The organism is Hydrogenophaga sp. 5NK40-0174, from assembly GCF_040372165.1.
Taxonomy (GTDB): Bacteria; Pseudomonadota; Gammaproteobacteria; order Burkholderiales; family Burkholderiaceae_C; genus Hydrogenophaga.
Genome location: NZ_BAABWG010000007.1, coordinates 51,567 through 74,125, shown reverse-complemented (window position 1 = coordinate 74,125; position 22,559 = coordinate 51,567). Strand labels below are relative to the sequence as shown.

The following is a 22,559-nucleotide window of genomic DNA, read 5'->3' as shown; positions in this document are numbered from 1 at the left end:
CTCACGCGCTGCATGTTCAATTTTTAAGCTTGGCTTCATCTGGGCGGATTTCAATCCCCTCACCGCGAGAGAAGCGCTGCAGAGCTTCCCCCGATCGGAATGAAAGCAACCGGACAGAGTCATATATCCCTGTCCACCACACCTTATCTATCCAAGGACGAGAAATGAAAAAAGCACTGTTGATCACCGCCGCACTCGCATTCACCGCTACCGCCGCCATGGCAGGCCCTTCATGCGATGCGCCCAAGGAAAAATGGATTCCGGAAGCCAAGTTCCAGCAAGACCTCAAGGACCAGGGCTACAAGGTCAAAAACTTCAAAGTGACCAAGGGCAACTGCTATGAGATCTACGGCTGGAACAAAGACGGCAAGAAAGTCGAGATCTACTTCAACCCCGCGTCAGCCGAGATCGTGAAGCAGGAAATCGACGACTGATTGCCCTCGGGCTTTACCCCGGAACCAGGAGAAAAAAGCGCGTATGTCCGCCAGCCCGATTCCCGTTCATCGCGGCCAGGGATCCCAGCCCGTCTGGGACCTGTTTGTTCGCCTCTTCCACTGGTCTTTGGTCAGCTGCGTGCTGCTCAACTATTTTGTGCTCGAGGAGGGCGATCCGCCGCATGAATGGGCGGGCTACATCGCCGCCGGTTTGGTCATGGCCCGCATCGTCTGGGGCTTCGTCGGTTCCAGACATGCCCGCTTTGCCGACTTCTTCCCGACGCCCTCGAGGCTGCGCACGCACCTCGCAGGGCTTCGCGCAGGGGCCGCCCCCTTTCACTGGGGCCACAACCCCCTGGGCGCACTCATGATGTTGCTCCTGATGGCGCTCGTGCTCTCCCTGGGCGTGACCGGCTGGATGCAGGGGCTGGACGCCTTCTGGGGCGAAGAATGGCTTGAAGAGCTGCACGAACTGCTGGCCAACGGCCTGATGCTGGCCGCCGCCATCCATGCAGCCGCTGCGCTGTTCATGGGGCGCAAGGAGCGCACCCGACTGATCAAGGCCATGGTGACAGGGGTGAAGGAGCGATACTGAGTGATGAAGGTCGCGCCCCAAATGCATTCAAATTCGTTGAATGAAATCTTCAAACAAGATCGATTCAAATGAATGGTCGAAGCCTCAAACTGATGGGCAGACAGCGGAAACAGCTTGATTTTCGTTTCCGCCAAGGGCTCGGGCAAGGTGCCGGAGCCGCAAGAAAGGCCCATCATCATGTCGAGTTCGATTGCCTGGCGTCCAGAGATGGGGCGCCTCCCCAGCATCTTTGTGTCCCACGGCGCACCCAGCTTCGCGCTGGAACCCGGTGTGGCAGGCCCAGCCTTGACGGCGCTGGGACAAAGCCTGCCCACGCCCAAAGCCGTACTGGTCGTATCCGCACACTGGATGACACCTCAGCCCCGCGTGGCGGTGACGGCATCACCGGAAACCATCCACGACTTTGGCGGCTTTGATCCCGCCCTCTACCGGCTGAACTATCCGGCGCCAGGTGCACCGGAAGTGGCTCAGCGTGCCCTGGAAGCCCTGCGGGACGCCGGCTGGGATGCCCAGCCCGATACCCAATGGGGCTTCGACCATGGCACCTGGGTGCCGCTGATGCACTTGTTCCCGGATGCGAGCGTCCCGGTGTTCCAGGTGTCCATGCCACGAACCACACAAGGTGACTCTGCCTATGCGCTCGGCCAGGCGCTGGCACCGCTGGCAGACGAAGGTGTCCTCATCGTCGGCTCCGGCAGTCTGACGCACAACCTGTACGAAGTGCAGTGGGATGGTGGCGGAGAGCCCGTGGCCTATGCGCGAGAGTTTTCAGAGTGGATTCGCACAGCCGTCACAGGGCGCCAGCACCAGGCGCTGCGCCGCACCATGCACGAAGCACCGCACGCCCACCGTGCTCACCCCACCGCCGAGCACCTGTGGCCGCTCATGGTGGCCGCAGGGGCTGCAGGCGATGAGCCACCGGGCACGGTGGTGGACGGCGGCTTCACGCACGGGGTGTTGTCCATGGACTCTTTCGTGTTCGGCACCGTTCCGGCTTTGCTCACTGAGCCCGCAGGTCAAGCGGTACCGGCGTGAATGGCGCGAATGGCGCGAATGGCGCGGCGGGCATGCACGTGGCCAGCGAGCTGAGGCTGGACCTGTCGGCCCGGGCGCTCTCTGTTTCGGTGGGCGACCATTCCGCGACGCTGGCATTGGGCTGGTCGCGCATGGACAGCTTTGCCTGGCCCGGCGAACCCAAGGCCGCCGACATCGAGTGCGCCATCGATCACATCGAAGACGCACTGCAGTCGGTGGCGACGTGGGCTTCAGCGCCAGAGTCAGCCAGTTTGAATGCGGATGCGTTTGACAAGCTCGTGGCGCCACACACTGCGCTGCTGCCAGTGAACGGCGGTACGCTCACGCGCGAGGTGCTGGAGTCCGCTTTTCGCACCTGGGCAGAGGCGGCGCAAGGCAGCGTCACGGCAGGCCGGGTGCGCTTTGGAGCGACATCGCAAGGTGATGCCATCTTGCTGCTGTTAAGGGAAATCGCTCACCACTGGGACATACCGAGGCTGACACGGCGAGCAAACGTCGAGAGCTAGCCGAGGCAAAAAAAGGACCCGCTTCAGCGGGTCTGTTCACTCACCTCGCCATCGCGCGCATGGGGTCGTGTCTCAGGCATTCCATGGGCGATCGCCCTTGGCGTCCCGAACGCGGGTGGTCAGCCCGATGGTGTCCATCAGCGTCAGCAGCGGCGCCGGGTCCAGGTCTTCGACATTGTTCATGGTGCCGGTGTCCCAGGTGCCGTTGGCAATCAGCATGGCGGCGGCCACGGGGGGCACCCCAGCCGTGTAGGAGATGCCCTGGCTGCCCACTTCGGCATAGGCCTGCTCATGGTCGGCCACGTTGTACACCAGGACTTCTGCAGGCTGACCATTCTTCTGGCCTTTGACCAGATCGCCAATGCAGGTCTTGCCCTTGTAGCTCGGTGCCAGGCTGGCCGGATCGGGCAGCACTGCCTTGACCAGCTTGAGGGGCACGACTTCCAGTCCTTCATGTGTCTTGACAGGTTGCTCTGAGAGCAGGCCCAGGTTGTTGAGCACATTGAAGACGTTGATGTAGTGATCGCCAAAGCCCATCCAGAAGCGCAGATCGGCTTGCGGGTAGCGTTGCGACAGTGAGTGCAACTCGTCATGACCCGTGAGATAGGCCTTTTGCTCGCCGACCACGGGCAGATCCCAGGTCTGGCCCACTTCAAACATCTTGTTCTCTTGCCACTGGCCCTTTTGCCAGGTCAGGACGGTGCCGGTGAACTCGCGAAAATTCACTTCAGGGTCGAAATTGGTGGCAAACCAGCGGTCATGGCTGCCGGCATTGATGTCGATGATGTCGACACTTTCGATGGTGTCGAGGAACTTGTCTTCGGCCAGGCGAGCGTAGGCGTTGACAACGCCTGGGTCGAAGCCAATGCCGAGCACGGCGGTGACACCCGCTTCTGCGCATCGCTCGCGCCGCTTCCACTCGTAGTTGGCGTACCAGGGTGGCGCTTCGCAGATTTTGAGCGGATCTTCATGAATGGCAGTGTCCATGTAGGCAGCGCCTGTCTGCAGGCAAGCTTCCAGTACATACATGTTCACGAACGCGCTGCCAAGGTTGATGACGATCTGTGTTCCCGTCTGGCGGATCAGCTCCGCCACCGCGGCGGTGTCCATGGCATCGATGAGGTGGGACTGGAGCAAGCCATCCCTGACCTTGAGGCTGCCTTTTTCCCGGATGCTGGCAATGATGGCGTCGCACTTGGCAATCTTGCGGGACGCGATATGGATGTCGCCCAGCACGTCGTTGTTCTGCGCGCACTTGTGTGCGGCCACCTGGGCGACGCCGCCGGCGCCAATGATGAGAACGTTCCGTTTCACTTCGCTAACTGTCCTTCTTGTCATTCAATGGATGGTTGGCCGGTGCTTGCCGCTCAGGACAATGCAGCGGCGAAATCTTCGTAGCCAAAGCGCTGGACGAGGCGAATCTGACCGTCCAGCTCCTTGATGGCGATGGATGGCATCTGCACGCCGTTGAACCAGTTCTTCTTGACCATGGTGTAGGGAGCGCCATCTTCGATGGACAAGCGGTCACCTACCTTGAGTGGCTGGCCGAACCTGAATTCGCCGAAGATGTCACCGGCCAGGCAAGACTTGCCGCACACCATCCACTCGTGTTCGCCCTCGTCGGGCTGCATGCGTCCGGCGTACCGATACACCAGCAGGTCGAGCATGTGGGCTTCGATGGAGCTGTCGACGATGGCGAGGTTCTTGCCATTGTTCATGGTGTCGAGCACGCTGACCTCCAGCGTGGTCGAGTTCAGCACAGACGCTTCGCCCGGCTCCAGATAGACCTGAACCTCATAAGTGTCGGCAAAGCGCTTGAGTCGCTCGGCCAGGGCTTCCAGCGGGTAGCCTTCGGCGGTGAAGGAAATGCCTCCGCCCAGGCTGATCCATTGCATCTGGCGGATCAGGTGGCCAAATCGTTGCTCGATGTGCGCCAGCATGTCTTCGAAACGCTGGATCTGGCGGTTCTCGCAATTGTTGTGGAACATGAAGCCGGAGATGCCGCCGACTTCTTTCATGGTGGCTTCGATCGTGGCCGGATCGTGCTCGCCCAGTCGGGAGAACGGTCGTGCAGGGTCGGCCAGGTCAAAGCTGGACGAGCTGACGCCGGGGTTCACACGCAGACCGCGTGTCTTGCCTTGAGACGCAGCGTCGAACCGGCGCAGTTGTGCAGCGGTGTTGAAAATGATCTTGTCGCAATAGCCCACCGCCTCATCGATCTCGTGGTCGGCCCAGGCCACAGAATAGCCATGGGTTTCGCCGGGAAACTTTTCCTTGCCCAGCCGCACTTCAAACAGGGATGAGCTGGTGGTGCCATCCATGTACTCGGCCATGAAGTCGAAGACCGACCAGGTGGCAAAGCACTTGAGCGCAAGAAGGGATTTGGCGCCGGAGCGCTCGCGCAACCACGCGATCTTCTCCAGGTTGGGCAGCAGTCGGGCCTTGTCGACCAGGTAATAAGGTGTCGGCAGGTCAGGGCTTTTCATAGCGTGTAGGGCCTGTTCACACTGATTTCCAAGTGCGAATTGGTTGCAAGCAGTGTCAATCTAGGCGCGGGACGACGGCCAGACTGGGGTCTGACCTGGGACTGCAAAAACGAGTTGTGCTGTTTGCAACCCATTCCCTTCGGGTTGCGGCCAAAACGCCCATGCGCGGCGTTGCGAAGCCTGGCCGGGGGACTACCCCGGCTGCGTTTCGCGTCTTGCGCATGGGCCTTTTGATCCGCAACGCATCATGGAAAACAGTGTGAAAAGGCCCCAATTATCCCAGCCCTTGTGCTGCCCTATATGACAGCGGAAATTAACCGTAGATTGATCCGTCGGTGTGCACCACGCCGAGCGGGTAGCGCTTGCCCGCCAGATGGTCCTCCATGCAACGGAGCACCAGTGGACTGCGGTGCCGTTTGGCGCTCGCCCTTACCTCGTCCGGTGTCAACCAGAGCGTTCGCACAATGCCCTTGTCCAATGGCTGGTCGGGGTGATGCTTGCCCACCATGCCACAGTAGGCAAAGCGCAGGTACGTCACGTCTTCGCCAGTGGCCGGACGGTGAAAGCGCGAGAGGTAGATGCCGACCAGCGCGGTCGGCTTGAACTCATAGGCCGTTTCTTCCAGCGTTTCCCGGGCCACACCTTGCTCAGGGCTCTCACCCGGGTCCAGGTGGCCGGCAGGGTTGTTCAGGCGCAGGCCTTCTGGCGTGTGCTCCTCGATCAGGAGGTAGCGGCCCTTGTGTTCGATCACGGCGGCCACGGTGGCACTGGGCTTCCATCGTTCATTCATCGCGCCATTATCCGTCCCCCGGGTGACAAATGTCGCCCGGTACCCCCTGCGGTGACAGGGTACACCCCTGTCAGCTTTCTTAAGGTTTCGGGTAAGCTTGCCCCAGACGAAGCTGTATCAGACCATTTCAGCAAGTGGAGAGCGAGGAGACTTTCGTGCCCCCTAAGGCGCACCCACCGGATCATCCGCGGTGGCGCGTGCGCTCGCTCTCAATGCCCCAGGATCTTTGGTGGCATCCCGCTTGCCATCTCTGCAATGGCGGTATGCGGCCCGATTCCGTTTTCCGTATCCGATTCTGCCGGCGCGCGACGAACACGACTCTTCGCGGCCGTGCCCCCATTTCTTTGAAAACTCTGGACTGAGGACCTTCCCCATGACGAATGGCACCACGAACGAAGCCGCCGATTCCGGCGCTGCGTCTGTCACGCCCCAGCGCATTGGCGTACCCAAAGAGAACTTTCCCGGTGAAAAGCGGGTGGCGACCGTCCCCGATGTGGTGGTCAAGCTGATCAAGCTGGGTTTTGCCGTGATCGTTGAAAGCGGCGCTGGCGAGCTGGCCAATTTCAGCGACGACGACTACCGCGAAGCGGGTGCCAGCATCGCCCCTACGGCTGCCGAGCTGTGGGGCAGCAGCGACATCGTCTTCAAGGTGCGCGCGCCTTCCATGGACGAAGTGGCGCTGATGCGCGAAGGGCAGGCCCTGATCGGTTTCATCTGGCCGGCACAGAATCCGGACCTGATGAAGGCACTGTCGGAGCGCAAGGTCACTGCGCTGGCCATTGATGCACTGCCTCGAACCCTCAGCCGTGCGCAGAAGATGGATGCGCTCACCTCGACGGCTGGCGTCAGCGGCTACCGCGCAGTGGTCGAAGCCGCCAATGCGTTCGGTCGCTTCTTCAATGGCCAGATCACGGCCGCTGGCAAGGTGCCGCCTGCCAAGGTGTTCATCGCAGGCGCTGGCGTGGCCGGTCTGGCGGCCATTGGAGCCGCTGCCAGCCTGGGTGCGATTGTTCGCGCCAACGATACGCGTGCAGAAGTGGCCGATCAGGTGGTCTCGCTCGGCGGAGAGTTCGTCAAGGTGGACTATGAGGAAGAGGGCTCAGGCGGCGGCGGTTATGCCAAGGTCATGAGCGAAGGCTTCCAGGCCGCGCAGCGCGAGATGTATGCGCAGCAGGCCAAGGATGCCGACATCATCATCACCACCGCGCTGATCCCCGGCAAGCCGGCGCCCAAGCTGATCACGGCAGAAATGGTCAAGACCATGAAGCCCGGTAGCGTGATCGTGGACATGGCTGCCGAGCAAGGCGGCAACTGCGAGCTCACAGAGCCCGGCCAGGCTGTCGTCAAGTACGGCGTGACCATCATCGGCTATACCGACCTGGCTTCTCGCATGGCTCGCCAGTCGTCCACGCTGTACGGCACCAACCTGTTCCGTCTGACTGAAGAGCTGTGCAAGACCAAAGACGGTGTCATCAACGTCAACATGGAAGACGATGCCATCCGTGGCCTGACCGTCATCAAGGACGGAGAGATCACCTGGCCTGCGCCACCGCTGACGCCTGCGGCAACGCCCAAGCCAGCGGCCAAGCCGGCGGTGCCGGTGGAGAAGAAGGGTGGCCATGGCCACGGACCTGGCGGCCCCTTGCCCGCCAAGACGCTGGCCATCATCTTCGCTGTGGGCGCCCTGGCGTTCTGGGCGATTGGCTCATTTGCGCCGGCCGCGTTCCTGGGGCACTTCACCGTTTTCGTGCTGGCCTGCTTCATCGGCTACATGGTCGTTTGGAACGTGACCCCTGCACTGCACACCCCGCTGATGAGCGTGACCAACGCCATCTCCAGCATCATCGTGATCGGTGCGCTCATTCAGATTTCCCCCCCGGACGCAGGGGTCAACGGACGACCTGACCAACTGATTCTCTGGCTCGCTTTTGTCGGCATCGTGCTCACCGCCATCAACATGTTCGGTGGCTTTGCCGTGACCCGTCGCATGCTCGCCATGTTCCGCAAGTAAACCAGCCCAGAAGAATCACTGCATAAGAAAGAGACTTGACGACCATGTCCCAAAGCCTAGCTACGGTCTCCTACCTCGGCGCCGCCATTCTGTTCATCCTGAGCCTTGGCGGCTTGTCCAACCCCGAATCGTCGCGGCGCGGCAACCTCTACGGCATGATCGGCATGGCGCTGGCCGTGCTGGCCACCGTGTTCGGTCCGCGCGTTTCTCCCGCCGGCATTCCCTGGATCATCGGTGCACTTGTCATCGGTGGCAGCATCGGTCTGTACGCCGCCAGGACGGTGAAGATGACCCAGATGCCCGAACTGGTGGCATTGATGCACAGCCTTGTCGGTCTGGCTGCCTGCCTGGTGGGTTTTGCCAGTTATGTCGACACTTCGCTCCAGCTCGAAGGTGCCGAGAAGATCATCCACGAAGTGGAGATTTACGTCGGCATCCTGATCGGTGCCGTCACCTTCTCCGGCTCGCTCATCGCCTTTGGCAAGCTCAATGGCAAGATCGGCGGCAAGCCCTTGCTGCTGCCCGCGCGCCACTGGCTCAACCTCATCGCCCTGCTGGTCGTGATCTGGTTTGGTCGCGTGTTCCTCAATGCGCACGATGTCGAAACCGGCATGACGCCGCTGATCATCATGACCGTGATTGCGCTGCTGTTTGGCGTGCACATGGTGATGGCCATTGGCGGTGCCGACATGCCGGTGGTGGTGTCCATGCTCAACAGCTACTCCGGCTGGGCCGCCGCGGCCACCGGTTTCATGCTCAACAACGACTTGCTCATCGTCACCGGTGCCCTGGTGGGCTCGTCCGGTGCCATCCTGTCGTACATCATGTGCAACGCGATGAACCGCAACTTCATCAGCGTGATCGCTGGTGGCTTTGGCAGTGGATCTGGCAAGCCTGCTGCCAAGACCTCAGGAGCAGCTGCAGAGCCACAAGGTGAAGTTGTGCCCGTGACGGCGACTGAAACGGCAGAACTGCTGCGCGATGCCAAGAACGTGATCATCGTGCCTGGCTATGGCATGGCGGTTGCCCAGGCGCAGCACACTGTGTTCGAGATCACCAAGACGCTTCGCGAAAAAGGTGTGAATGTTCGCTTCGGCATTCACCCCGTGGCCGGTCGCATGCCTGGCCACATGAACGTGCTGCTGGCCGAGGCCAAGGTGCCGTACGACATCGTGATGGAAATGGACGAGATCAACGATGATTTCGGCGACACGGATGTGGCCATGGTCATCGGCGCCAACGATATCGTCAATCCGAGTGCTGCCGAGGATCCGGACAGCCCCATCGCTGGCATGCCAGTGCTGGAAGTCTGGAATGCCAAGACCTCCATCGTCATGAAGCGCTCCATGGCTTCTGGCTATGCAGGTGTGGATAACCCCTTGTTCTACAAGGAGAACAACCGCATGCTGTTTGGCGACGCCAAGAAGATGCTGGACGAGGTGCTGGTGGCGCTCAAGTCCTGAAGTCGCGGCCTTCGCGAAAGAAAGCCGCCTCCTCAAGGCGGCTTTTTTCTGCCCTTCAGCGCAGTTTTGCTTCCGTTAGGTGAGCGATACGAATCGAATCGAGACATTTCTGGCACCATGTCGATAGCCCGGGTGGCGTTGCGACAGCGGCGCATGCCCGGGAAAGACTGAGCAGAAGCGAACCAGTGTGACACGGCGCTGCTCTGGCTTCTGTCAGAATGAGGTAAGGGAAAACACGCTCGGAGCCGAAGAGCCAAGTTTGGACAATCGGATGGTTCTTCGTGTATTCGCAATATAAGTAAGTGGAGAGAGACTTCAATGCCTGCAGCTACTGCTGATCGTCCCTGGTTGAGCGCGTATCCGGAAGGGGTGCCCGCCGATATCAATGTGGAGCAATATCCCTCGCTGGTTCACCTCATCGAGGAGAGCTTCACCAAGTTTGCCGACCGGCCGGCCTACAGCTTCATGGGCAAGGAGGTCAGCTTCGGGAAGACAGACTCGTTGTCCCAGGCATTTGCCGCTTATTTGCAAGGGCTGGGCCTGGTCAAAGGCGACCGTGTTGCGATCATGATGCCCAACGTGCCGCAGTACCCCATCGTGGTCTCGGCCATCCTGCGGGCAGGCTTTGTCGTCGTCAACGTCAACCCCCTCTACACCGCGCGCGAGCTGGAGCATCAGCTCAAGGACTCGGGCGCGCAAGCCATCGTCATCATCGAAAACTTCGCACACACGCTGGAGCAGTGCATTGGCCAGACTCAGGTCAAGCACGTGGTGCTGGCCGCCATGGGCGACATGCTCGGCCTGATCAAGGGCGCAATCGTCAACTACGTCGTGCGCAACGTGAAGAAGATGGTGCCCGAGTACAGCCTGCCGCATGCGGTGCGTTTCAACGATGCGATTGCACGCGGCTCGCGCGGCAGCCTCAAGCGCCCCGAGATTGCGCCCGATGATGTGGCTGTCCTGCAGTACACCGGCGGCACCACGGGTGTCTCGAAAGGTTCGGTCCTGCTGCATCGAAACGTCATCGCCAACGCATTGCAGTCCGAGGCCTGGAACGAGCCGGTGATGAAGAAGGTGCCGGCCGGTCAACAGCCGACAGCCGTTTGTGCGCTGCCGCTCTATCACATCTTTGCTTTCACCGTCGGCATGATGCTCAACATGCGCACCGGCGGCAAGATGGTGCTCATTCCGAATCCGCGCGACCTGCCGGCCGTGCTCAAGGAATTGTCCAAGCACACGATTCACAGTTTTCCCGCTGTCAACACGCTGTTCAATGGTCTGGCCAATCATCCCGATTTCAAAACGGTGGACTGGTCCAACCTGAAAGTCTCGGTCGGTGGCGGCATGGCGGTGCAAGGGGCCGTGGCCAAGATGTGGCTGGAGAAAACCGGCTGCCCGATTTGTGAAGGCTATGGCCTCTCAGAGACCAGCCCTTCGGCTTCGTGCAACCCGGTGACCAACACAGAGTTCACCGGCACCATCGGTGTGCCGATGCCCAACACCTACATGAAATGCCTGGACGACGAAGGCAATGAGGTCCCGCAAGGTCAGCCTGGCGAGATTGCCATCAAAGGCCCTCAGGTCATGGCCGGCTACTGGCAGCGTCCGGAAGAGACGGCCAAAGTCATGACAGCCGACGGCTACTTCAAGACCGGTGACATCGGCATCATGGACGAGAACGGTTACTTCAAGATCGTCGATCGCAAGAAGGACATGGTCCTGGTCAGCGGCTTCAACGTCTATCCGAACGAAGTGGAAGATGTCGTGGCGCAAATGCCGGGCGTCATGGAATGCGCTGTGGTCGGTGTGCCTGATGAAAAGTCTGGTGAGGCTGTCAAGCTGGTGATCGTCAAGAAGGACGAGTCGCTCACTGAGCAGCAGGTGCGGCAATTCTGCAAAGAGCATCTCACTGGCTACAAGCAACCCAAAGTGGTCGAGTTTCGTACCGATCTGCCCAAGACTCCAGTGGGCAAGATTTTGCGGCGGGAGCTTCGCGACAAGAAGTGAGCGCGTATGCGAGACAATGAGAGGGTGACGCAAGTCGCCCTTTTTTCTTTGTTTGTCTCAGCCTACGTACCTCACGGGAGTTGTGTTCATGACCGCCGTTACCGCGATTGTTGCCGCCCTGCACGAAGAACTCTCCAGCGTTCTCGACCTGATGCCCGACGAGCATCGGCAGACAGTGGCCGGGCGCGACTTCTGGCTGGGGCATTTGCACGGACACGAAGTGGTGGTGGTGCTCTCGGGCATCGGCAAGGTGGCGGCGGCCACGACCGCGGCATTGCTGATCGACCGCTTCAAGGTGGACCGCATCATCTTCACCGGCGTGGCCGGTGGCCTGGGCGATGGCGTGAAAGTGGGGGACATGGTGGTGGCGCGGCAGTTCTTGCAGCACGACATGGATGCCTCGCCCATATTTGAGCGCCACGAGGTACCGGGCTATGGCCGCAAGCGATTTGACGCCGACGCCGATGGCAGTGACCGGCTCAAGCAGGCTTGCGACGAGACGGCGGCATGGGTACCGCAAGGCATCGCTCCCGACGTTCTCGAAGCGCATGGTTTGCATGCTCCTCAAGTGCATGAAGGCTTGCTGTTAAGCGGTGATCGCTTTGTATCGACCAATGCAGAGTCGCAAAAACTGTGCGCGGAGTTGCCAGAGGCGCTGGCGGTGGAGATGGAAGGCGCAGCCTTTGCGCAGGTGTGCCATGACTTTGGTGTGCCGCTGGCCGTGGTGAGGACGATTTCCGACCGGGCCGATGATGAGGCCCATGTGGACTTTCCGAAGTTCCTGCGGGAAGTGGCGAGTCGGTACAGCGGGGTGGTGGTGGATCGGTTGCTCCGGGCTTGGCACTGAGTTGTTCGGTTTTGCCTGCGGCCAGGCGCTTGTTGGCTCTTGAAGCTCGAGTTTTTTCTTTCGTTCTTTTTCTCTTTCCCCCCTATCCCCCCAACCCCCTTTCCACCCCGCCGGGCGGAAAGGGGGAGCTCTCATTTGGCTTCTGGTCTCCGACCCAGCTTCTACGGCTCGAACCGTCGCCACCTTGGTTTGGGGTACATACATTTCGTTGAGGCTGTCGTAGGAGCCTCGGCTTTGGTCTTAACGCCCACGGCGCCCATCTGACTTTGCCGCTTCGCGGCTTGTCGGATGTGCGCTTGCTTCACGCGTTGCCAATCTCGTTGACCTGCAAAGTCTCGCTTGCAGTCAACCGGCGAGCCGCGCAGCGGCAATGCCGGTTGCCTGCCGTGGGCGCACCATGTGCAGGCGAGGTTCCTACGACAGCTGTGGAGAAACCGCGGGGAGCGAGAAGCAGTGGCAACCTCCCGCCAGTAGCCAGCCGTCCAAGTAGCAAAAGCCGAATGTTTAAAGGCTCCCCTTTCCGCCCCGGCGGGGGTGGAAAGGGGCGGGGGGGATAGGGGGGGAAGAAAAAGAAGAATGAAAGAAGAAGCCCAGCTTTACTGGAGAAATCCATTCACCGCCTGAAAGCAGGGTTCAGCTGGTCCGTAGCAGCAAGCTACAACCCACCCCTCACCTCAGCCATCCCCGCTTCCGGAAATACAACATCGGAATCACCGCCGACAACACCATCAACCCCAGCGCAAACGGATAGCCCCATTTCTGGCTCAGCTCAGGCATGTACTGGAAGTTCATGCCGTACAGGCTGGCGATCAGCGTTGGTGGCAGCATGGCGACGCTGGCCACAGAGAAGATCTTGATGATCTTGTTCTGGTTGATGTTGATGAAACCGACCGTCGCGTCCATCAGGAAGTTGATCTTGTCGAACAAAAACGCGGTGTGGCTGTCAAGCGAATCCAGGTCTCGCAGAATCTGCCGCGCATCCTCGAACTGTTCTGCGCTGAGCATGCGCGAGCGCATGGTGAAGCTCACGGCGCGCCGGGTATCCATCATGTTGCGCCGGATCCGGCCGGACAAGTCTTCGTGGCGCGCAATGGCTGCGAGCACCTGGCCGGCGGTGTCGTCGGTCACTTCGCCCGAGAGAACCTGGCGGCTGACCCGGTCGAGATCGTCATAGATCTCCTCGAGCGTGTCAGCGCAGTATTCCGCGTCCGAGTCGAAGAGCATGAGCAGCACGTCTTTGGCGTCTTCGATCAGTCCCGGCATGCGACGGGCCCGCATCCGCAGCAAGCGGAACACTGGCACGTCTTCGTCGTGTATGGAGAACAGAACGCCTTTGCTTTTGAGCGAGTCGTTGTGTTCGTTCAGGATGAACGCCACGCGGATGGCGTGCGGGAGGTCCGGGTCGTCGATGAAGAAATCGCTACGGATATGGCGTTCGCCGTTGTCCTCTTCAAAGAAGCGAGCGGACTCTTCGATGTCGTCGTCCATCGCATCTTCCGGGATGGACAGGCCGAAGTGCTGCTTGACCCAGCGTCGTTCCTCCACGGTGGGGGACTCCAGGTCCACCCAGATGGGTTTGCAGTGGGTCAGGTCTTCGAGAGAGGCGATCTCTTCCTGAACGAGGCGGCCGTTGGCCAGGCTGAACACGTTGAGCATGTGTCGCTCCGATGCGGGCGGGCTGAATGTCGTTTGGCGCCGAGGCGGGCCTCACGGCATTGGGTGGGCGGGGGGCGAAGGTGGTTTGGCTGTGCTTTCAGTCCAGGCCTCGCCATGCCGTTGGTGCCGCCGTGCTGACCCCGCTTGCCTTGAACCATGCAGTCTGAAGGCGGCGCGTTCGTCGGAGGAATCGCTCAGATGGCCAGACTCGCTTGAACTGAAAGCACGCAACTCGGGGGCGTGCTGTCCATGGTGCAAGTGTCGTACTGGTTGTTGATGTGTCAGATACCGATTATGGCACTGCTTCGGGTCATTGTGATGACGGCTGCGGACGCCACAGCGCAATCAGTTCGTCGTGTCGTGCCCAGGCGTCTTTCTCTCCGAGCGTGACCAGTGCATGAACGAAGCCTGGTTCGAACAGCAGATAGCTGGCGATGGCGGCAGCACTGTCTGCTGCGCCTTTGCGCGGATCGATGACGCCCAGGCCCACGAGGGTGTTGCGGGTGGCGCTGGGCAGTTCACCCAGGAATTCCTGGGCCAACTCGTCCAGCGATCGGCTGGGTTGCAGAGCCACGACTTCCACGGGGTGATAAGGGAGCGCGTCCCTCACGCTGCCGGGCAGTGCATTGAGCGTTTCGCTGACGCGCAGCGCCTGCTCCACGTCGGCCTGCAGCGTGTCATGGAATACGCTGGCCATGGCGTGGCCGGCAATGGTGCCAGCGTCGGGTTCGCCTTCGGTGGCGCCGAGCATGGTGGAGCGCTGTGGCTGGCCGACCCCGATGACCAGAATCCGGCTGGCGCCAAAGTGCAGAGCTGGAGACAGCGGAGAGAGCTGGCGCATCGAGCCGTCGCCAAAATACTCGCGGCGGTCGTTCACCCAGAGTGGCACCGACGGGAACATGAAGGGAATGGCGCTGGAGGCCATGAGGTGCTCAATGGTGATGGGCTGGAATTCGGCCTGGCGCCCTGGCCGTTGCCATGGCCTGGCAGTGACGTGGGGCGCCGTCTGGCAGAACGTCCAGTGGTCCCCGGTGGAGTAGCTCGAGGCTGTCACGCCAAACGCATCCAGATAGCCCTTGTCCAGTGCCGCCTCCAGGCCGTCCAGCCGGATTTCCCTGTGCAAGGTATCCACCAGTGGCATGGTGTTGAGCAATGCGCGGTGCTGTTTGATTTGTCTGGACAACACCCAGCCTGCCGCCAGCCGGCTGGCACGCACCCAGCGGGGTGCACTCAGTTCGTACACCCGTTCCGACCGCAGATGGGTCCAGAAGCCGGCGAGTTGTCCCAGGGCCGCCAGCCCCTCGCCCGCACGTCCGGCGAGATAGGCTGCATTGAGCGCACCGGCCGAGGTGCCAAACATCCAGCGAAACGGAAAGGCGGCTTTTTGCCCGGCATGAGCCGGCTTGTCAGGCAAACCTCGTGGTGCCAGCATCCGGCCCAGAGCCCGCAGCACCCCGACCTGATACGCGGTACGCGCGCCGCCGCCCATGAGCACCAGCGCACAGCCTTGCCTGGGTGTGTCTGGCTGATCTTCAGAACGTGCGATGAGGGAGTCGAGTGACATGGGTGGAGTGTCAACGGTCAAGACATGGCAAAGGGAAAAGCGAGCCGGGCAAAGCGTGAAAAGGACGGAGGCGCAAACACGGTAAAGTGCTGGGCTAACACAAAATCATGACACACACTGACTCTGCCCTCACTCCAAGGCGTGAACTTTGGCTGCTGCTGACGGTGGCCGGCGTGCAATTCACCCACATTGTCGACTTCATGATCATCATGCCGCTGGGGCCGCAGTTCACCCAGTTGTTTCAGATCAGTGACGCGCAATTTGGCACGCTTGTCTCCGCCTACACATTGTCGGCCGGCGTCTCGGGCCTGGCATCGGCAACCTATGTGGACAGGGTGGACCGCAAGCAGCTGCTGCTGACCTTGTATGGCCTCTTTGCGCTGGCGACGCTGGCGTGCGGACTGGCGGAGGATTACGTGATGCTGCTGCTGGCCCGCATTGCTGCCGGCACCTTCGGAGGCGTGCTGTCCGCTCTGGTCCAGACCATCGTCGCTGACGTCATCCCCTTTGAACGAAGAGGGCGCGCCATGGGCATCGTCATGTCGTCGTTTTCTGCTGCCACGGTGGCGGGCGTGCCGCTGGGCTTGTGGCTGGCCAATCACCTGGGCTGGCATGCAGCCTTCATCAGCATCGCCCTGGTCAGCGGACTGATCGCAGTCGCCGCGTTCTGTTCGCTGCCTTCGATGGGGCAACATCTGGATCGATCCGGCCAGCGCAGATCGGTGTTGAGCGGCATTCAGCAGGTGCTGGCGGAGCCCAACCATCGTCGTGCTTTCCTGTTCTCCGGTTTGCTGATGTCAGCCGGATTCACGGTGATTCCCTTCATCACCATCTACCTTCAGACCAATGTGGGCGTGGTCGCGGAAGACATTCCCTACCTGTACCTGTTTGGGGGAGCTGCGACGCTGGTCACCGCCCGCTGGGTCGGCCGCCTGACTGACCGGCATGGCAAGGTCCGGATGTTTGGCTGGGTGGCCCTGGCGGTCACGCTTCCCCTGATCGGACTGACGGTGCTGCCTCCGACGCCATTCTGGGTGGTGGTGGTGGTAACCACCGCGTTCTTTGTTGGCATGGGTGGCCGAATGATCCCTGGCATGGCCATCGTCACATCGGCGGCGGCGCCAGCCATGCGAGGGACCTTCATGGCACTCAATTCCGCCTGCCAGTCAGCCGCCATGGGCCTCGCTTCCTTTGTCGGGGGGCAGATCATCGCGCGCGACGCCAACGGCCAGGTCCTCAATTACGCCCTGGCAGGTCTGCTCGGTGGCGTTCTGATGCTCTTGTCGGTCTGGGTGGCCCGGCATCTGGTGCTCCATGGCGCCCCGCCGGGGCCACAAAGGGTCAATCCCTGAGCGGGTCTGCCGATATTCGGTAGAGACGCCGTTCATCAGGCGAAATCACGGGGCTTTTCGGGCCTGCAGCAGGGCTATTAACCCTACTTCCTTATCGGACTTGTGAGGAAAAAGAGTGCCATCTTGCACGCCCGGTGCAATTTTTTTGAACCTTGATTCAGGTCACTTGCTTTGCTTGAAGAACAGGAGCATAGTGACCCAAAAACACCCCTCGGCTGCCGTGGTTCAACGCCACACAGTGGGACCGGGATCACGGCAGTTTCCTCAACCAAGCAAAAGGAGACTCTTGCATGAACTTGACGATCAGTGGACATCATCTGGAGGTCACGCCGGCGCTTCGCGGCTACGTCACAACCAAGCTCGAGCGCATCTCGCGACACTTCGATCAGGTGGTGGATATCAAGGTCCTGCTCTCTGTGGACAACCCCAAAGAGAAGGACATGCGCCAAAAGGCCGAATGCAGCATACATGTCAAAGGCAAGGACCTTTTCGCTGAGAGCGCTCACGCTGATCTTTATGCGGCAGTAGACGATCTGGCAGACAAACTGGATCGGCAAGTCCTGCGGCACAAGGACAAAACCCAGGATCACCACCACGAGTCGGCCAAGCGCCTGATGTGATCCGTTTTCAACCTTTCTCACAGCTCGGCAGCAGGGGCCCAAACCGTGACTTTCTCAGGGTTTACCCCTGCTGCGTTGCAGCAAATCCCGTCAATTGTCAAGCAGCTTTTTTGTGCCGAACGTCTAGCCAAAAGTGACTGAGGCGGCATAATTTGCGGTCCAAGAGGCCCACATGAACCGACTATCTGCCATATTGCCCTCTGCACAGGTGCTCGTCAGCGTTGACGCCACCAGCAAGAAGCGCGCTTTTGAAGAAGCAGGCCTGCTGTTTGAATCCCTGCATGGGCTCAATCGGGCGCTGATCACCGATAGCCTGTTTGCGAGAGAAAGACTTGGCTCGACAGGGCTTGGTCACGGTGTCGCGATCCCGCATGGCCGTATCAAGGGCTTGAAACAACCTTTGGCCGCGGTGTTTCAACTGGCCAATCCGATCGGGTTCGATGCACCGGACGAGCAGCCAGTGCAGTTGATGATCTTTCTTCTGGTGCCGGAAGCCGCGACCCAGAAGCATCTGGAGATTCTCTCCGAGATTGCAGAGCTTCTCAGCGACGGCCAGTTGCGCGAGCAAATGAAGGGCGCGGGTGAAGCCGAGGCGCTCCACGGCATGATCGCCGCATGGCAATCTGCCCACGCAGCAGCCTGAGTCTGTTGCTCATCCCGTCAAGCCGCCTTTGCAGGGCGGCTTTTTCATTTGGGCGCTGGCTTTGAACGATCTGCGATACTGCGTTCAGGCCGCTGCGCTTGTTGCAGCGATCTTTCCCGTATTGCCCGATTCAGTGTTGAGCCGCCATGAAGCCCACCGTCGTCAGTGCAGACGTCCTATTTGAAGACCACCGTGACTCCCTGAAATGGCAGTGGGTCGCCGGATTGGGGGCGTCCGAGCGGCGCTTTGACGAGGTGGCCATTCGCCAGGCTCGCTCCGGCGCCGATCTGGTGGGCTACCTGAACTACATCCACCCCTATCGCGTCCAGGTGCTGGGCGAGAGGGAGGTGGCTTATCTCAGCAGCGACAGCCCTGCGGACAACAGCCGCAGGATTTCCCGGATCGTGACGCTGGAGCCGCCTGTTCTGGTGGTGGCAGACGGACAGCCGGTGCCTGACGAGGTGCGTGCCATGTGTGAGCGCGCGCAGATTCCGATGTTTGCGTCACCGGAGCCGGCGGCTTTCGTCATTGATGTGATGCGGGCCTACCTGTCGCGGCACTTTGCTGATCGCGAGTCCATGCACGGGGTGTTCATGGACATCCTGGGCATGGGGGTGCTGATCACGGGTGAATCCGGTCTGGGCAAGAGTGAACTGGGGCTTGAACTAGTCTCCCGCGGCCACGGACTGGTGGCAGACGATGCCGTGGACCTGTTTCGCATCAATCAGACCAGTATTGAGGGGCGCTGTCCCGAGCTGCTGCAAAACCTTCTGGAGGTGCGCGGAATTGGCCTGCTGGACATCAAGGCCATCTTTGGCGAAACAGCGGTTCGCCGCAAGATGCGGCTCCAGCTGATCGTGCATCTGGTGCGCCGGGAAACCATGGAGCGCGATTACGAGCGCATGCCCTACGAACCCCTGTTTCAGGACGTGCTGGGCGTGCCGGTGAGAAAGGCCGTCATCCAGGTGGTGGCCGGCCGCAACATTGCGGTGCTGGTTGAGGCTGCGGTGAGGAACACGATCTTGCAGTTGCGCGGCATCGATACGTATCGCGAATTCGTCGCACGCCACCACGCGGCGATGGCCCGAGGAGACTGATACGGATCCACCGATCCGGACGCCATAAAAAAGCCCCGGGTTCCAGGGCTTTTTCGTGGTGGGTCGCGGTTGACCTATGCTGTGACAGCGGGTTCAGCCCTTGTTTTCCCGGTGAGGGCAGTCCTTCTTGGTGCAGCTCGCATACAGCGAGAGGGCATGCTCCTGCAGCTCAAACCCTTTTGCCTGGGCAATGGCGTGCTGGCGTTTCTCGATTTCCGGGTCAAAGAACTCTTCGACACGTCCGCAGTCAAGGCACACCAGGTGGTCGTGGTGCTGGCCCTCATTGAGCTCGTAGACGGCTTTGCCGGATTCAAAGTTGCTGCGGGTCAGCAGTCCGGCTTGCTCAAACTGCATCAGCACCCGGTAGACAGTAGCCAGTCCGATATCGGAGCGGTCGTCCAGAAGTGCGCGGTAGACGTCCTCGGCCGTCATGTGGCGCTCTTTGGCATTCTGGAACACCTCCAGAATCTTCAGTCGGGGCAGGGTGGCCTTGAGGCCGGTGTTCTTGAGTTCTTCGATATTGGTCATGCGCGAGACACCCGTCTGGCTTGTGCTTCGGGCCCGGCCCGTGTGGCCGGCCCCGGTGGGTCAGGGAACATTGGGGCGGTGTGAGCGCTCCAATGCCCGGAAGCTACAATGCCTAAATCATATCGCCAGCAGACCTCCTGCGGTCATCGGGCGGGGAAATCCCTGCGCCGAAGGTCCAGTGTCCGGCTGGCCCGGACAAGACTGTCGACCCATCACATGCGATCTCCATTCATGTTCATCCGGCCTCAGGCCCGCGCTGGCCGCCTTGTGGCGGCAGGCTTTTCTGCGCTGTTGCTGACTGCGTGCTCAGGTCTGTCCCAGAGCATCCCCGACATGTCGGAGGTGGGTGGCCTGGTCACCCCCTACAAGATCGACATCCTGCAGGGCAACGTCATCACCCGCGAACAGGTGGCGATGCTTGAGACCGGCATGGCACGCGGCCAGGTACAGGGCATTCTGGGGACACCATTGCTCACCAGTGTTTTCCACTCCAACCGCTGGGATTACGTCTTCACGCTCAAACGGCAGGGACAGGAAGCCCAAAGCCGCAAGCTCACCGTCTTCTTCAAGGACGACGTGCTTGAACGCTTCGACGCTGACGAAATGCCTTCCGAGAACGAATTTGTGTCCTCGCTGAACAAATCCCGTCGCAGCGGAGACGCGCCGGATCTGCAGGCCACGCCCGAGCAGCTCGAAGCCTTTGCCAACAAGAACCCGCGTTCGTCCGCCGGAAACGATGAAGACGCCGCCAGGCCGTCGCGAACCTACCCGCCGCTGGAGAGCGGCAACGGAGCCAATTGATGAGTGAGGACAGTCGCAACCCTGCAGGGGTTGGCATATGTGTGGCCGGTGCCAGCGGTCGGATGGGACAAATGCTGGTGGATGCCGTGCGGCATTCGGGCGACTGCCGTCTCACGGGCGCGCTGGACCGGGACGGAAGTCCCTCTCTGGGACAGGACGCAGGTGCGACCTCCGGCGGCGATCTGGGCGTGAAAATCACTTCTGATCTGGCTTCCGGCCTGTCCGGCAGCCAGTGCCTGATCGACTTCACTCGCCCTGAAGGCACGCTGGTGCATCTGGATGCCTGCGTCAAACACGGCGTGAACATGGTCATTGGCACCACCGGTTTCTCCGAGGACGAGAAGGCTCGCATTGCCAAGGCTGCAGAGTCGATCGCCATCGTTTTTGCACCCAACATGAGCGTGGGTGTGAATGTGACCTTCAAGTTGCTGGAGCTGGCCGCCAAGGCGCTGTCCACCGGCTATGACATTGAGATCATCGAGGCCCATCACCGGCACAAGGTGGATGCGCCCAGTGGCACCGCCCTCAAAATGGGCGAGATCGTCGCAGACGCGCTGGGACGGGATCTCAAGACCTGTGCTGTCTACGGTCGCGAAGGCGTGACCGGGGAGCGTGATCCGTCGACCATCGGTTTTGCCACCATTCGCGGGGGTGACATCGTGGGGGATCACACCGTGCTGTTTGCCGGCACCGGCGAGCGCATCGAAATCTCGCACAAGTCAGGCAACCGGGCCGGTTATGCGCAGGGCAGTGTGCGTGCTGCCCGTTTCCTGGCTGGCAAGAAAACCGGCCTGTTCGACATGTTTGACGTGCTGGGCCTGCGCTGATCCGCGTGAGTTCCCAGTGCACTGTGCCCGTTCGGGCAATGTCATCAACTTTCCCCGGCTGAGGGCTCATGGGCATTTGGCAGACGATTCTTCAAGGTGATGCGCTGACGCAAGGTGTGGCGCTCCTGTTGTTGCTGATGTCCGTGGTGTCATGGGTGGTCGTGCTCTGGAAGGCGTGGCTGCTGTTTGGCGTGGAGAGCCGTGTTCAGGCTGCATTTGACCGCTTCTGGGCGGCCCCTGATCTGGGCGCTGGTGAGACAGCCCTGGGTGGAGGGCGCGGCGGCGATCTGGTTGCGCCGCTGGTGCGCGCCGTGGCCAGTCTTGACCAGGCGGTGGGTGGAACGCTCGCAGCATCAGGTGACCGGGCAGACCGTCTGACACGGGCATTGCGGGACGCCTTGCACCAGGTGCTGCGACGCCTGCAGTACGGACAGGTTCTGTTGGCCACAGTAGGTGCCACTGCGCCGTTTGTCGGCCTGCTGGGCACGGTCTGGGGCATCTACCACGCGCTGGTTGATATCGGTGCTGATGGTCGCTTTCGAATCGAGCAGGTATCGGGCCCGGTGGGGGAAGCCCTGGTGATGACTGCTGCTGGCCTGGCGGTGGCGATTCCTGCGGTGCTTGCCTATAACGTGTATGGCCGACTGATCGTGCGCCTGGAAGCCGACCTCGAAGGATTTGCGTTCGATTTGCGTGCGCTGGTGGCGCCGGGTGCACGGGCCGGGGAGGCCGAGTGAGCTTCGGTCGGCTGGAGAAGCCCATCTCTGCCCATCGGCCCATGGCTGAAATCAACGTCACGCCGCTGGTGGACGTCATGCTGGTTCTGCTGGTCATTTTCATGATCGCGGCGCCGCTCATGGCCGATCGGCTGGCACTGGACCTGCCGCCTCTGTCGCCGCCGACAGAGGTCAGCGCTGATGAGGCTGAAGCCCTGAACGTGGCCATCACCCCGGAGGGCCAGCCCCACTGGGATGGCCAGGCGGTGACCTGGACTGAGCTGGAGGCTCGCCTGGGCCGCGCTGCCGCAGCCAATGCCACCCAGGAAGTCAGGCTGCGGGCGGACAAGCGGGTGGCTTATGAGCACATTGCCCGCATGGTGGCAGCTGTCCAGAAGGCCGGATTGCGTCGTATCGGGTTCATGACGGATTCGGCGTCCGCCGAGGCCATGGGACTGCCGTCACCGGATACGCCCTGAGGTCATCGCCTCCTGCGCCTAAAATCAGGGGTTTGGTTCGCGCGCCAGTGGGCAGTCTGCTGTCTGGCATGGCGCGAACCCTGCCCCAGAAATTATCGGACC

22 protein-coding genes are annotated in these 22,559 nt (G+C 61.0%); 16 read left to right on the top strand and 6 right to left on the bottom strand.

Translation table 11 applies throughout. The annotated features are described in order from the left end of the window. The first annotated feature begins 164 nt into the window (after positions 1–164). The 4 genes from ABWV89_RS18340 (at position 165) to ABWV89_RS18325 (ending at position 2,570) form a co-directional block, all read left to right on the top strand. Positions 165–434 carry a PepSY domain-containing protein gene (locus ABWV89_RS18340; protein ID WP_353400329.1) on the top strand — a complete coding sequence of 90 codons (270 nt, stop codon included), beginning with the start codon at positions 165–167 and terminating at the stop codon, positions 432–434. Positions 435–477: 43 nt separating this feature from the next. Then, on the top strand, positions 478–1,029 hold the full coding sequence (locus ABWV89_RS18335; protein ID WP_353400327.1) for a cytochrome b/b6 domain-containing protein: 552 nt from the start codon (positions 478–480) through the stop codon (positions 1,027–1,029). A gap of 114 nt (positions 1,030–1,143) precedes the next feature. Then, a complete protein-coding gene (locus tag ABWV89_RS18330) occupies positions 1,144–2,064 on the top strand; it encodes a dioxygenase family protein (protein ID WP_353400324.1) in 921 nt (306 codons plus the stop codon). Continuing rightward, complete coding sequence (locus tag ABWV89_RS18325) at positions 2,061–2,570, top strand: hypothetical protein (RefSeq protein WP_353400322.1); 510 nt, start codon at positions 2,061–2,063, stop codon at positions 2,568–2,570. Before ABWV89_RS18330 ends, ABWV89_RS18325 begins: the two co-directional genes overlap by 4 nt. Positions 2,571–2,642: 72 nt before the next feature. Here the strand turns inward: ABWV89_RS18325 and ABWV89_RS18320 are convergent, their stop codons facing one another. The 3 genes from ABWV89_RS18320 to ABWV89_RS18310 all read right to left on the bottom strand — a co-directional run bounded on the left by ABWV89_RS18320 (position 2,643) and on the right by ABWV89_RS18310 (position 5,846). Then, positions 2,643–3,884, bottom strand: a complete 1,242-nt coding sequence (locus ABWV89_RS18320; protein ID WP_353400319.1) for a saccharopine dehydrogenase family protein — start codon at positions 3,882–3,884, stop codon at positions 2,643–2,645. Between the two features lie 53 nt (positions 3,885–3,937). Continuing rightward, positions 3,938–5,056 (bottom strand): carboxynorspermidine decarboxylase, encoded by a 1,119-nt coding sequence (locus ABWV89_RS18315; protein ID WP_353400316.1) that lies wholly within the window; start codon positions 5,054–5,056, stop codon positions 3,938–3,940. Positions 5,057–5,369: 313 nt separating this feature from the next. Further along, positions 5,370–5,846 (bottom strand): NUDIX hydrolase, encoded by a 477-nt coding sequence (locus tag ABWV89_RS18310; protein ID WP_353400313.1) that lies wholly within the window; start codon positions 5,844–5,846, stop codon positions 5,370–5,372. A gap of 373 nt (positions 5,847–6,219) precedes the next feature. Between ABWV89_RS18310 and ABWV89_RS18305 the strand changes: the two genes are divergently transcribed. The 4 genes from ABWV89_RS18305 to ABWV89_RS18290 all read left to right on the top strand — a co-directional run bounded on the left by ABWV89_RS18305 (position 6,220) and on the right by ABWV89_RS18290 (position 12,174). Beyond that, positions 6,220–7,857 (top strand): Re/Si-specific NAD(P)(+) transhydrogenase subunit alpha, encoded by a 1,638-nt coding sequence (locus tag ABWV89_RS18305; RefSeq protein WP_353400311.1) that lies wholly within the window; start codon positions 6,220–6,222, stop codon positions 7,855–7,857. Between the two features lie 44 nt (positions 7,858–7,901). Continuing rightward, positions 7,902–9,320 (top strand): Re/Si-specific NAD(P)(+) transhydrogenase subunit beta, encoded by a 1,419-nt coding sequence (gene pntB / locus ABWV89_RS18300; RefSeq protein ID WP_353400308.1) that lies wholly within the window; start codon positions 7,902–7,904, stop codon positions 9,318–9,320. A 318-nt stretch (positions 9,321–9,638) separates the two neighbouring features. Then, a complete protein-coding gene (locus tag ABWV89_RS18295) occupies positions 9,639–11,327 on the top strand; it encodes a long-chain-fatty-acid--CoA ligase (RefSeq protein ID WP_353400306.1) in 1,689 nt (562 codons plus the stop codon). An 88-nt stretch (positions 11,328–11,415) separates the two neighbouring features. After that, positions 11,416–12,174 carry a 5'-methylthioadenosine/adenosylhomocysteine nucleosidase gene (locus ABWV89_RS18290; RefSeq protein ID WP_353400303.1) on the top strand — a complete coding sequence of 253 codons (759 nt, stop codon included), beginning with the start codon at positions 11,416–11,418 and terminating at the stop codon, positions 12,172–12,174. 669 nt (positions 12,175–12,843) lie between these two features. Here ABWV89_RS18290 and corA read toward each other — a convergent pair. Then, positions 12,844–13,830: a magnesium/cobalt transporter CorA gene (gene corA, locus ABWV89_RS18285; RefSeq protein WP_353400300.1), complete on the bottom strand. Its 987-nt coding sequence runs from the start codon at positions 13,828–13,830 to the stop codon at positions 12,844–12,846. 310 nt (positions 13,831–14,140) lie between these two features. Further along, positions 14,141–15,394, bottom strand: a complete 1,254-nt coding sequence (locus tag ABWV89_RS18280) for a patatin-like phospholipase family protein (protein ID WP_353400297.1) — start codon at positions 15,392–15,394, stop codon at positions 14,141–14,143. A gap of 107 nt (positions 15,395–15,501) precedes the next feature. On the opposite strand from ABWV89_RS18280, the gene ABWV89_RS18275 reads away from it, so the two are divergent. The 4 genes from ABWV89_RS18275 (at position 15,502) to hprK (ending at position 19,106) form a co-directional block, all read left to right on the top strand. Beyond that, entirely contained in the window at positions 15,502–16,746 is a 1,245-nt protein-coding gene (locus ABWV89_RS18275) for an MFS transporter (protein ID WP_353400294.1), read from the top strand. A 290-nt stretch (positions 16,747–17,036) separates the two neighbouring features. Further along, positions 17,037–17,366 (top strand): ribosome hibernation-promoting factor, HPF/YfiA family, encoded by a 330-nt coding sequence (gene hpf, locus ABWV89_RS18270; RefSeq protein ID WP_353400291.1) that lies wholly within the window; start codon positions 17,037–17,039, stop codon positions 17,364–17,366. Between the two features lie 172 nt (positions 17,367–17,538). After that, positions 17,539–18,009: a PTS sugar transporter subunit IIA gene (locus ABWV89_RS18265; RefSeq protein ID WP_353400288.1), complete on the top strand. Its 471-nt coding sequence runs from the start codon at positions 17,539–17,541 to the stop codon at positions 18,007–18,009. A gap of 146 nt (positions 18,010–18,155) precedes the next feature. Beyond that, positions 18,156–19,106: an HPr(Ser) kinase/phosphatase gene (hprK, locus tag ABWV89_RS18260; RefSeq protein WP_353400285.1), complete on the top strand. Its 951-nt coding sequence runs from the start codon at positions 18,156–18,158 to the stop codon at positions 19,104–19,106. A gap of 93 nt (positions 19,107–19,199) precedes the next feature. Here the strand turns inward: hprK and fur are convergent, their stop codons facing one another. Continuing rightward, complete coding sequence (gene fur / locus ABWV89_RS18255) at positions 19,200–19,634, bottom strand: ferric iron uptake transcriptional regulator (protein WP_353400282.1); 435 nt, start codon at positions 19,632–19,634, stop codon at positions 19,200–19,202. 216 nt (positions 19,635–19,850) lie between these two features. Between fur and ABWV89_RS18250 the strand changes: the two genes are divergently transcribed. From ABWV89_RS18250 to ABWV89_RS18235, 4 genes are all read left to right on the top strand, one after another. Further along, a complete protein-coding gene (locus ABWV89_RS18250) occupies positions 19,851–20,435 on the top strand; it encodes an outer membrane protein assembly factor BamE (protein ID WP_353400279.1) in 585 nt (194 codons plus the stop codon). Then, a complete protein-coding gene (gene dapB, locus ABWV89_RS18245; protein ID WP_353400276.1) occupies positions 20,435–21,262 on the top strand; it encodes a 4-hydroxy-tetrahydrodipicolinate reductase in 828 nt (275 codons plus the stop codon). The genes ABWV89_RS18250 and dapB overlap by 1 nt, the downstream gene beginning before the upstream one ends. Before the next feature lie 68 nt (positions 21,263–21,330). Beyond that, positions 21,331–21,999: a MotA/TolQ/ExbB proton channel family protein gene (locus tag ABWV89_RS18240; RefSeq protein ID WP_353400274.1), complete on the top strand. Its 669-nt coding sequence runs from the start codon at positions 21,331–21,333 to the stop codon at positions 21,997–21,999. Beyond that, complete coding sequence (locus ABWV89_RS18235) at positions 21,996–22,457, top strand: ExbD/TolR family protein (RefSeq protein WP_353400271.1); 462 nt, start codon at positions 21,996–21,998, stop codon at positions 22,455–22,457. Before ABWV89_RS18240 ends, ABWV89_RS18235 begins: the two co-directional genes overlap by 4 nt. Positions 22,458–22,559: the final 102 nt, after the last annotated feature.

What these genes read in the sequence shown, in the direction of transcription:
- ABWV89_RS18340 (WP_353400329.1), top strand. Translation starts at nt 165, where the DNA reads ATGAAAAAAGCACTGTTGATCACCGCCGCACTCGCATTCACCGCTACC.
- ABWV89_RS18335 (WP_353400327.1), top strand. Translation starts at nt 478, where the DNA reads ATGTCCGCCAGCCCGATTCCCGTTCATCGCGGCCAGGGATCCCAGCCC.
- ABWV89_RS18315 (WP_353400316.1), bottom strand. Translation starts at nt 5,056, where the DNA reads ATGAAAAGCCCTGACCTGCCGACACCTTATTACCTGGTCGACAAGGCC.
- ABWV89_RS18310 (WP_353400313.1), bottom strand. Translation starts at nt 5,846, where the DNA reads ATGAATGAACGATGGAAGCCCAGTGCCACCGTGGCCGCCGTGATCGAA.
- ABWV89_RS18305 (WP_353400311.1), top strand. Translation starts at nt 6,220, where the DNA reads ATGACGAATGGCACCACGAACGAAGCCGCCGATTCCGGCGCTGCGTCT.
- pntB (WP_353400308.1), top strand. Translation starts at nt 7,902, where the DNA reads ATGTCCCAAAGCCTAGCTACGGTCTCCTACCTCGGCGCCGCCATTCTG.
- ABWV89_RS18295 (WP_353400306.1), top strand. Translation starts at nt 9,639, where the DNA reads ATGCCTGCAGCTACTGCTGATCGTCCCTGGTTGAGCGCGTATCCGGAA.
- ABWV89_RS18290 (WP_353400303.1), top strand. Translation starts at nt 11,416, where the DNA reads ATGACCGCCGTTACCGCGATTGTTGCCGCCCTGCACGAAGAACTCTCC.
- corA (WP_353400300.1), bottom strand. Translation starts at nt 13,830, where the DNA reads ATGCTCAACGTGTTCAGCCTGGCCAACGGCCGCCTCGTTCAGGAAGAG.
- ABWV89_RS18280 (WP_353400297.1), bottom strand. Translation starts at nt 15,394, where the DNA reads ATGTCACTCGACTCCCTCATCGCACGTTCTGAAGATCAGCCAGACACA.
- ABWV89_RS18275 (WP_353400294.1), top strand. Translation starts at nt 15,502, where the DNA reads ATGACACACACTGACTCTGCCCTCACTCCAAGGCGTGAACTTTGGCTG.
- hpf (WP_353400291.1), top strand. Translation starts at nt 17,037, where the DNA reads ATGAACTTGACGATCAGTGGACATCATCTGGAGGTCACGCCGGCGCTT.
- ABWV89_RS18265 (WP_353400288.1), top strand. Translation starts at nt 17,539, where the DNA reads ATGAACCGACTATCTGCCATATTGCCCTCTGCACAGGTGCTCGTCAGC.
- hprK (WP_353400285.1), top strand. Translation starts at nt 18,156, where the DNA reads ATGAAGCCCACCGTCGTCAGTGCAGACGTCCTATTTGAAGACCACCGT.
- fur (WP_353400282.1), bottom strand. Translation starts at nt 19,634, where the DNA reads ATGACCAATATCGAAGAACTCAAGAACACCGGCCTCAAGGCCACCCTG.
- ABWV89_RS18250 (WP_353400279.1), top strand. Translation starts at nt 19,851, where the DNA reads ATGCGATCTCCATTCATGTTCATCCGGCCTCAGGCCCGCGCTGGCCGC.
- dapB (WP_353400276.1), top strand. Translation starts at nt 20,435, where the DNA reads ATGAGTGAGGACAGTCGCAACCCTGCAGGGGTTGGCATATGTGTGGCC.
- ABWV89_RS18240 (WP_353400274.1), top strand. Translation starts at nt 21,331, where the DNA reads ATGGGCATTTGGCAGACGATTCTTCAAGGTGATGCGCTGACGCAAGGT.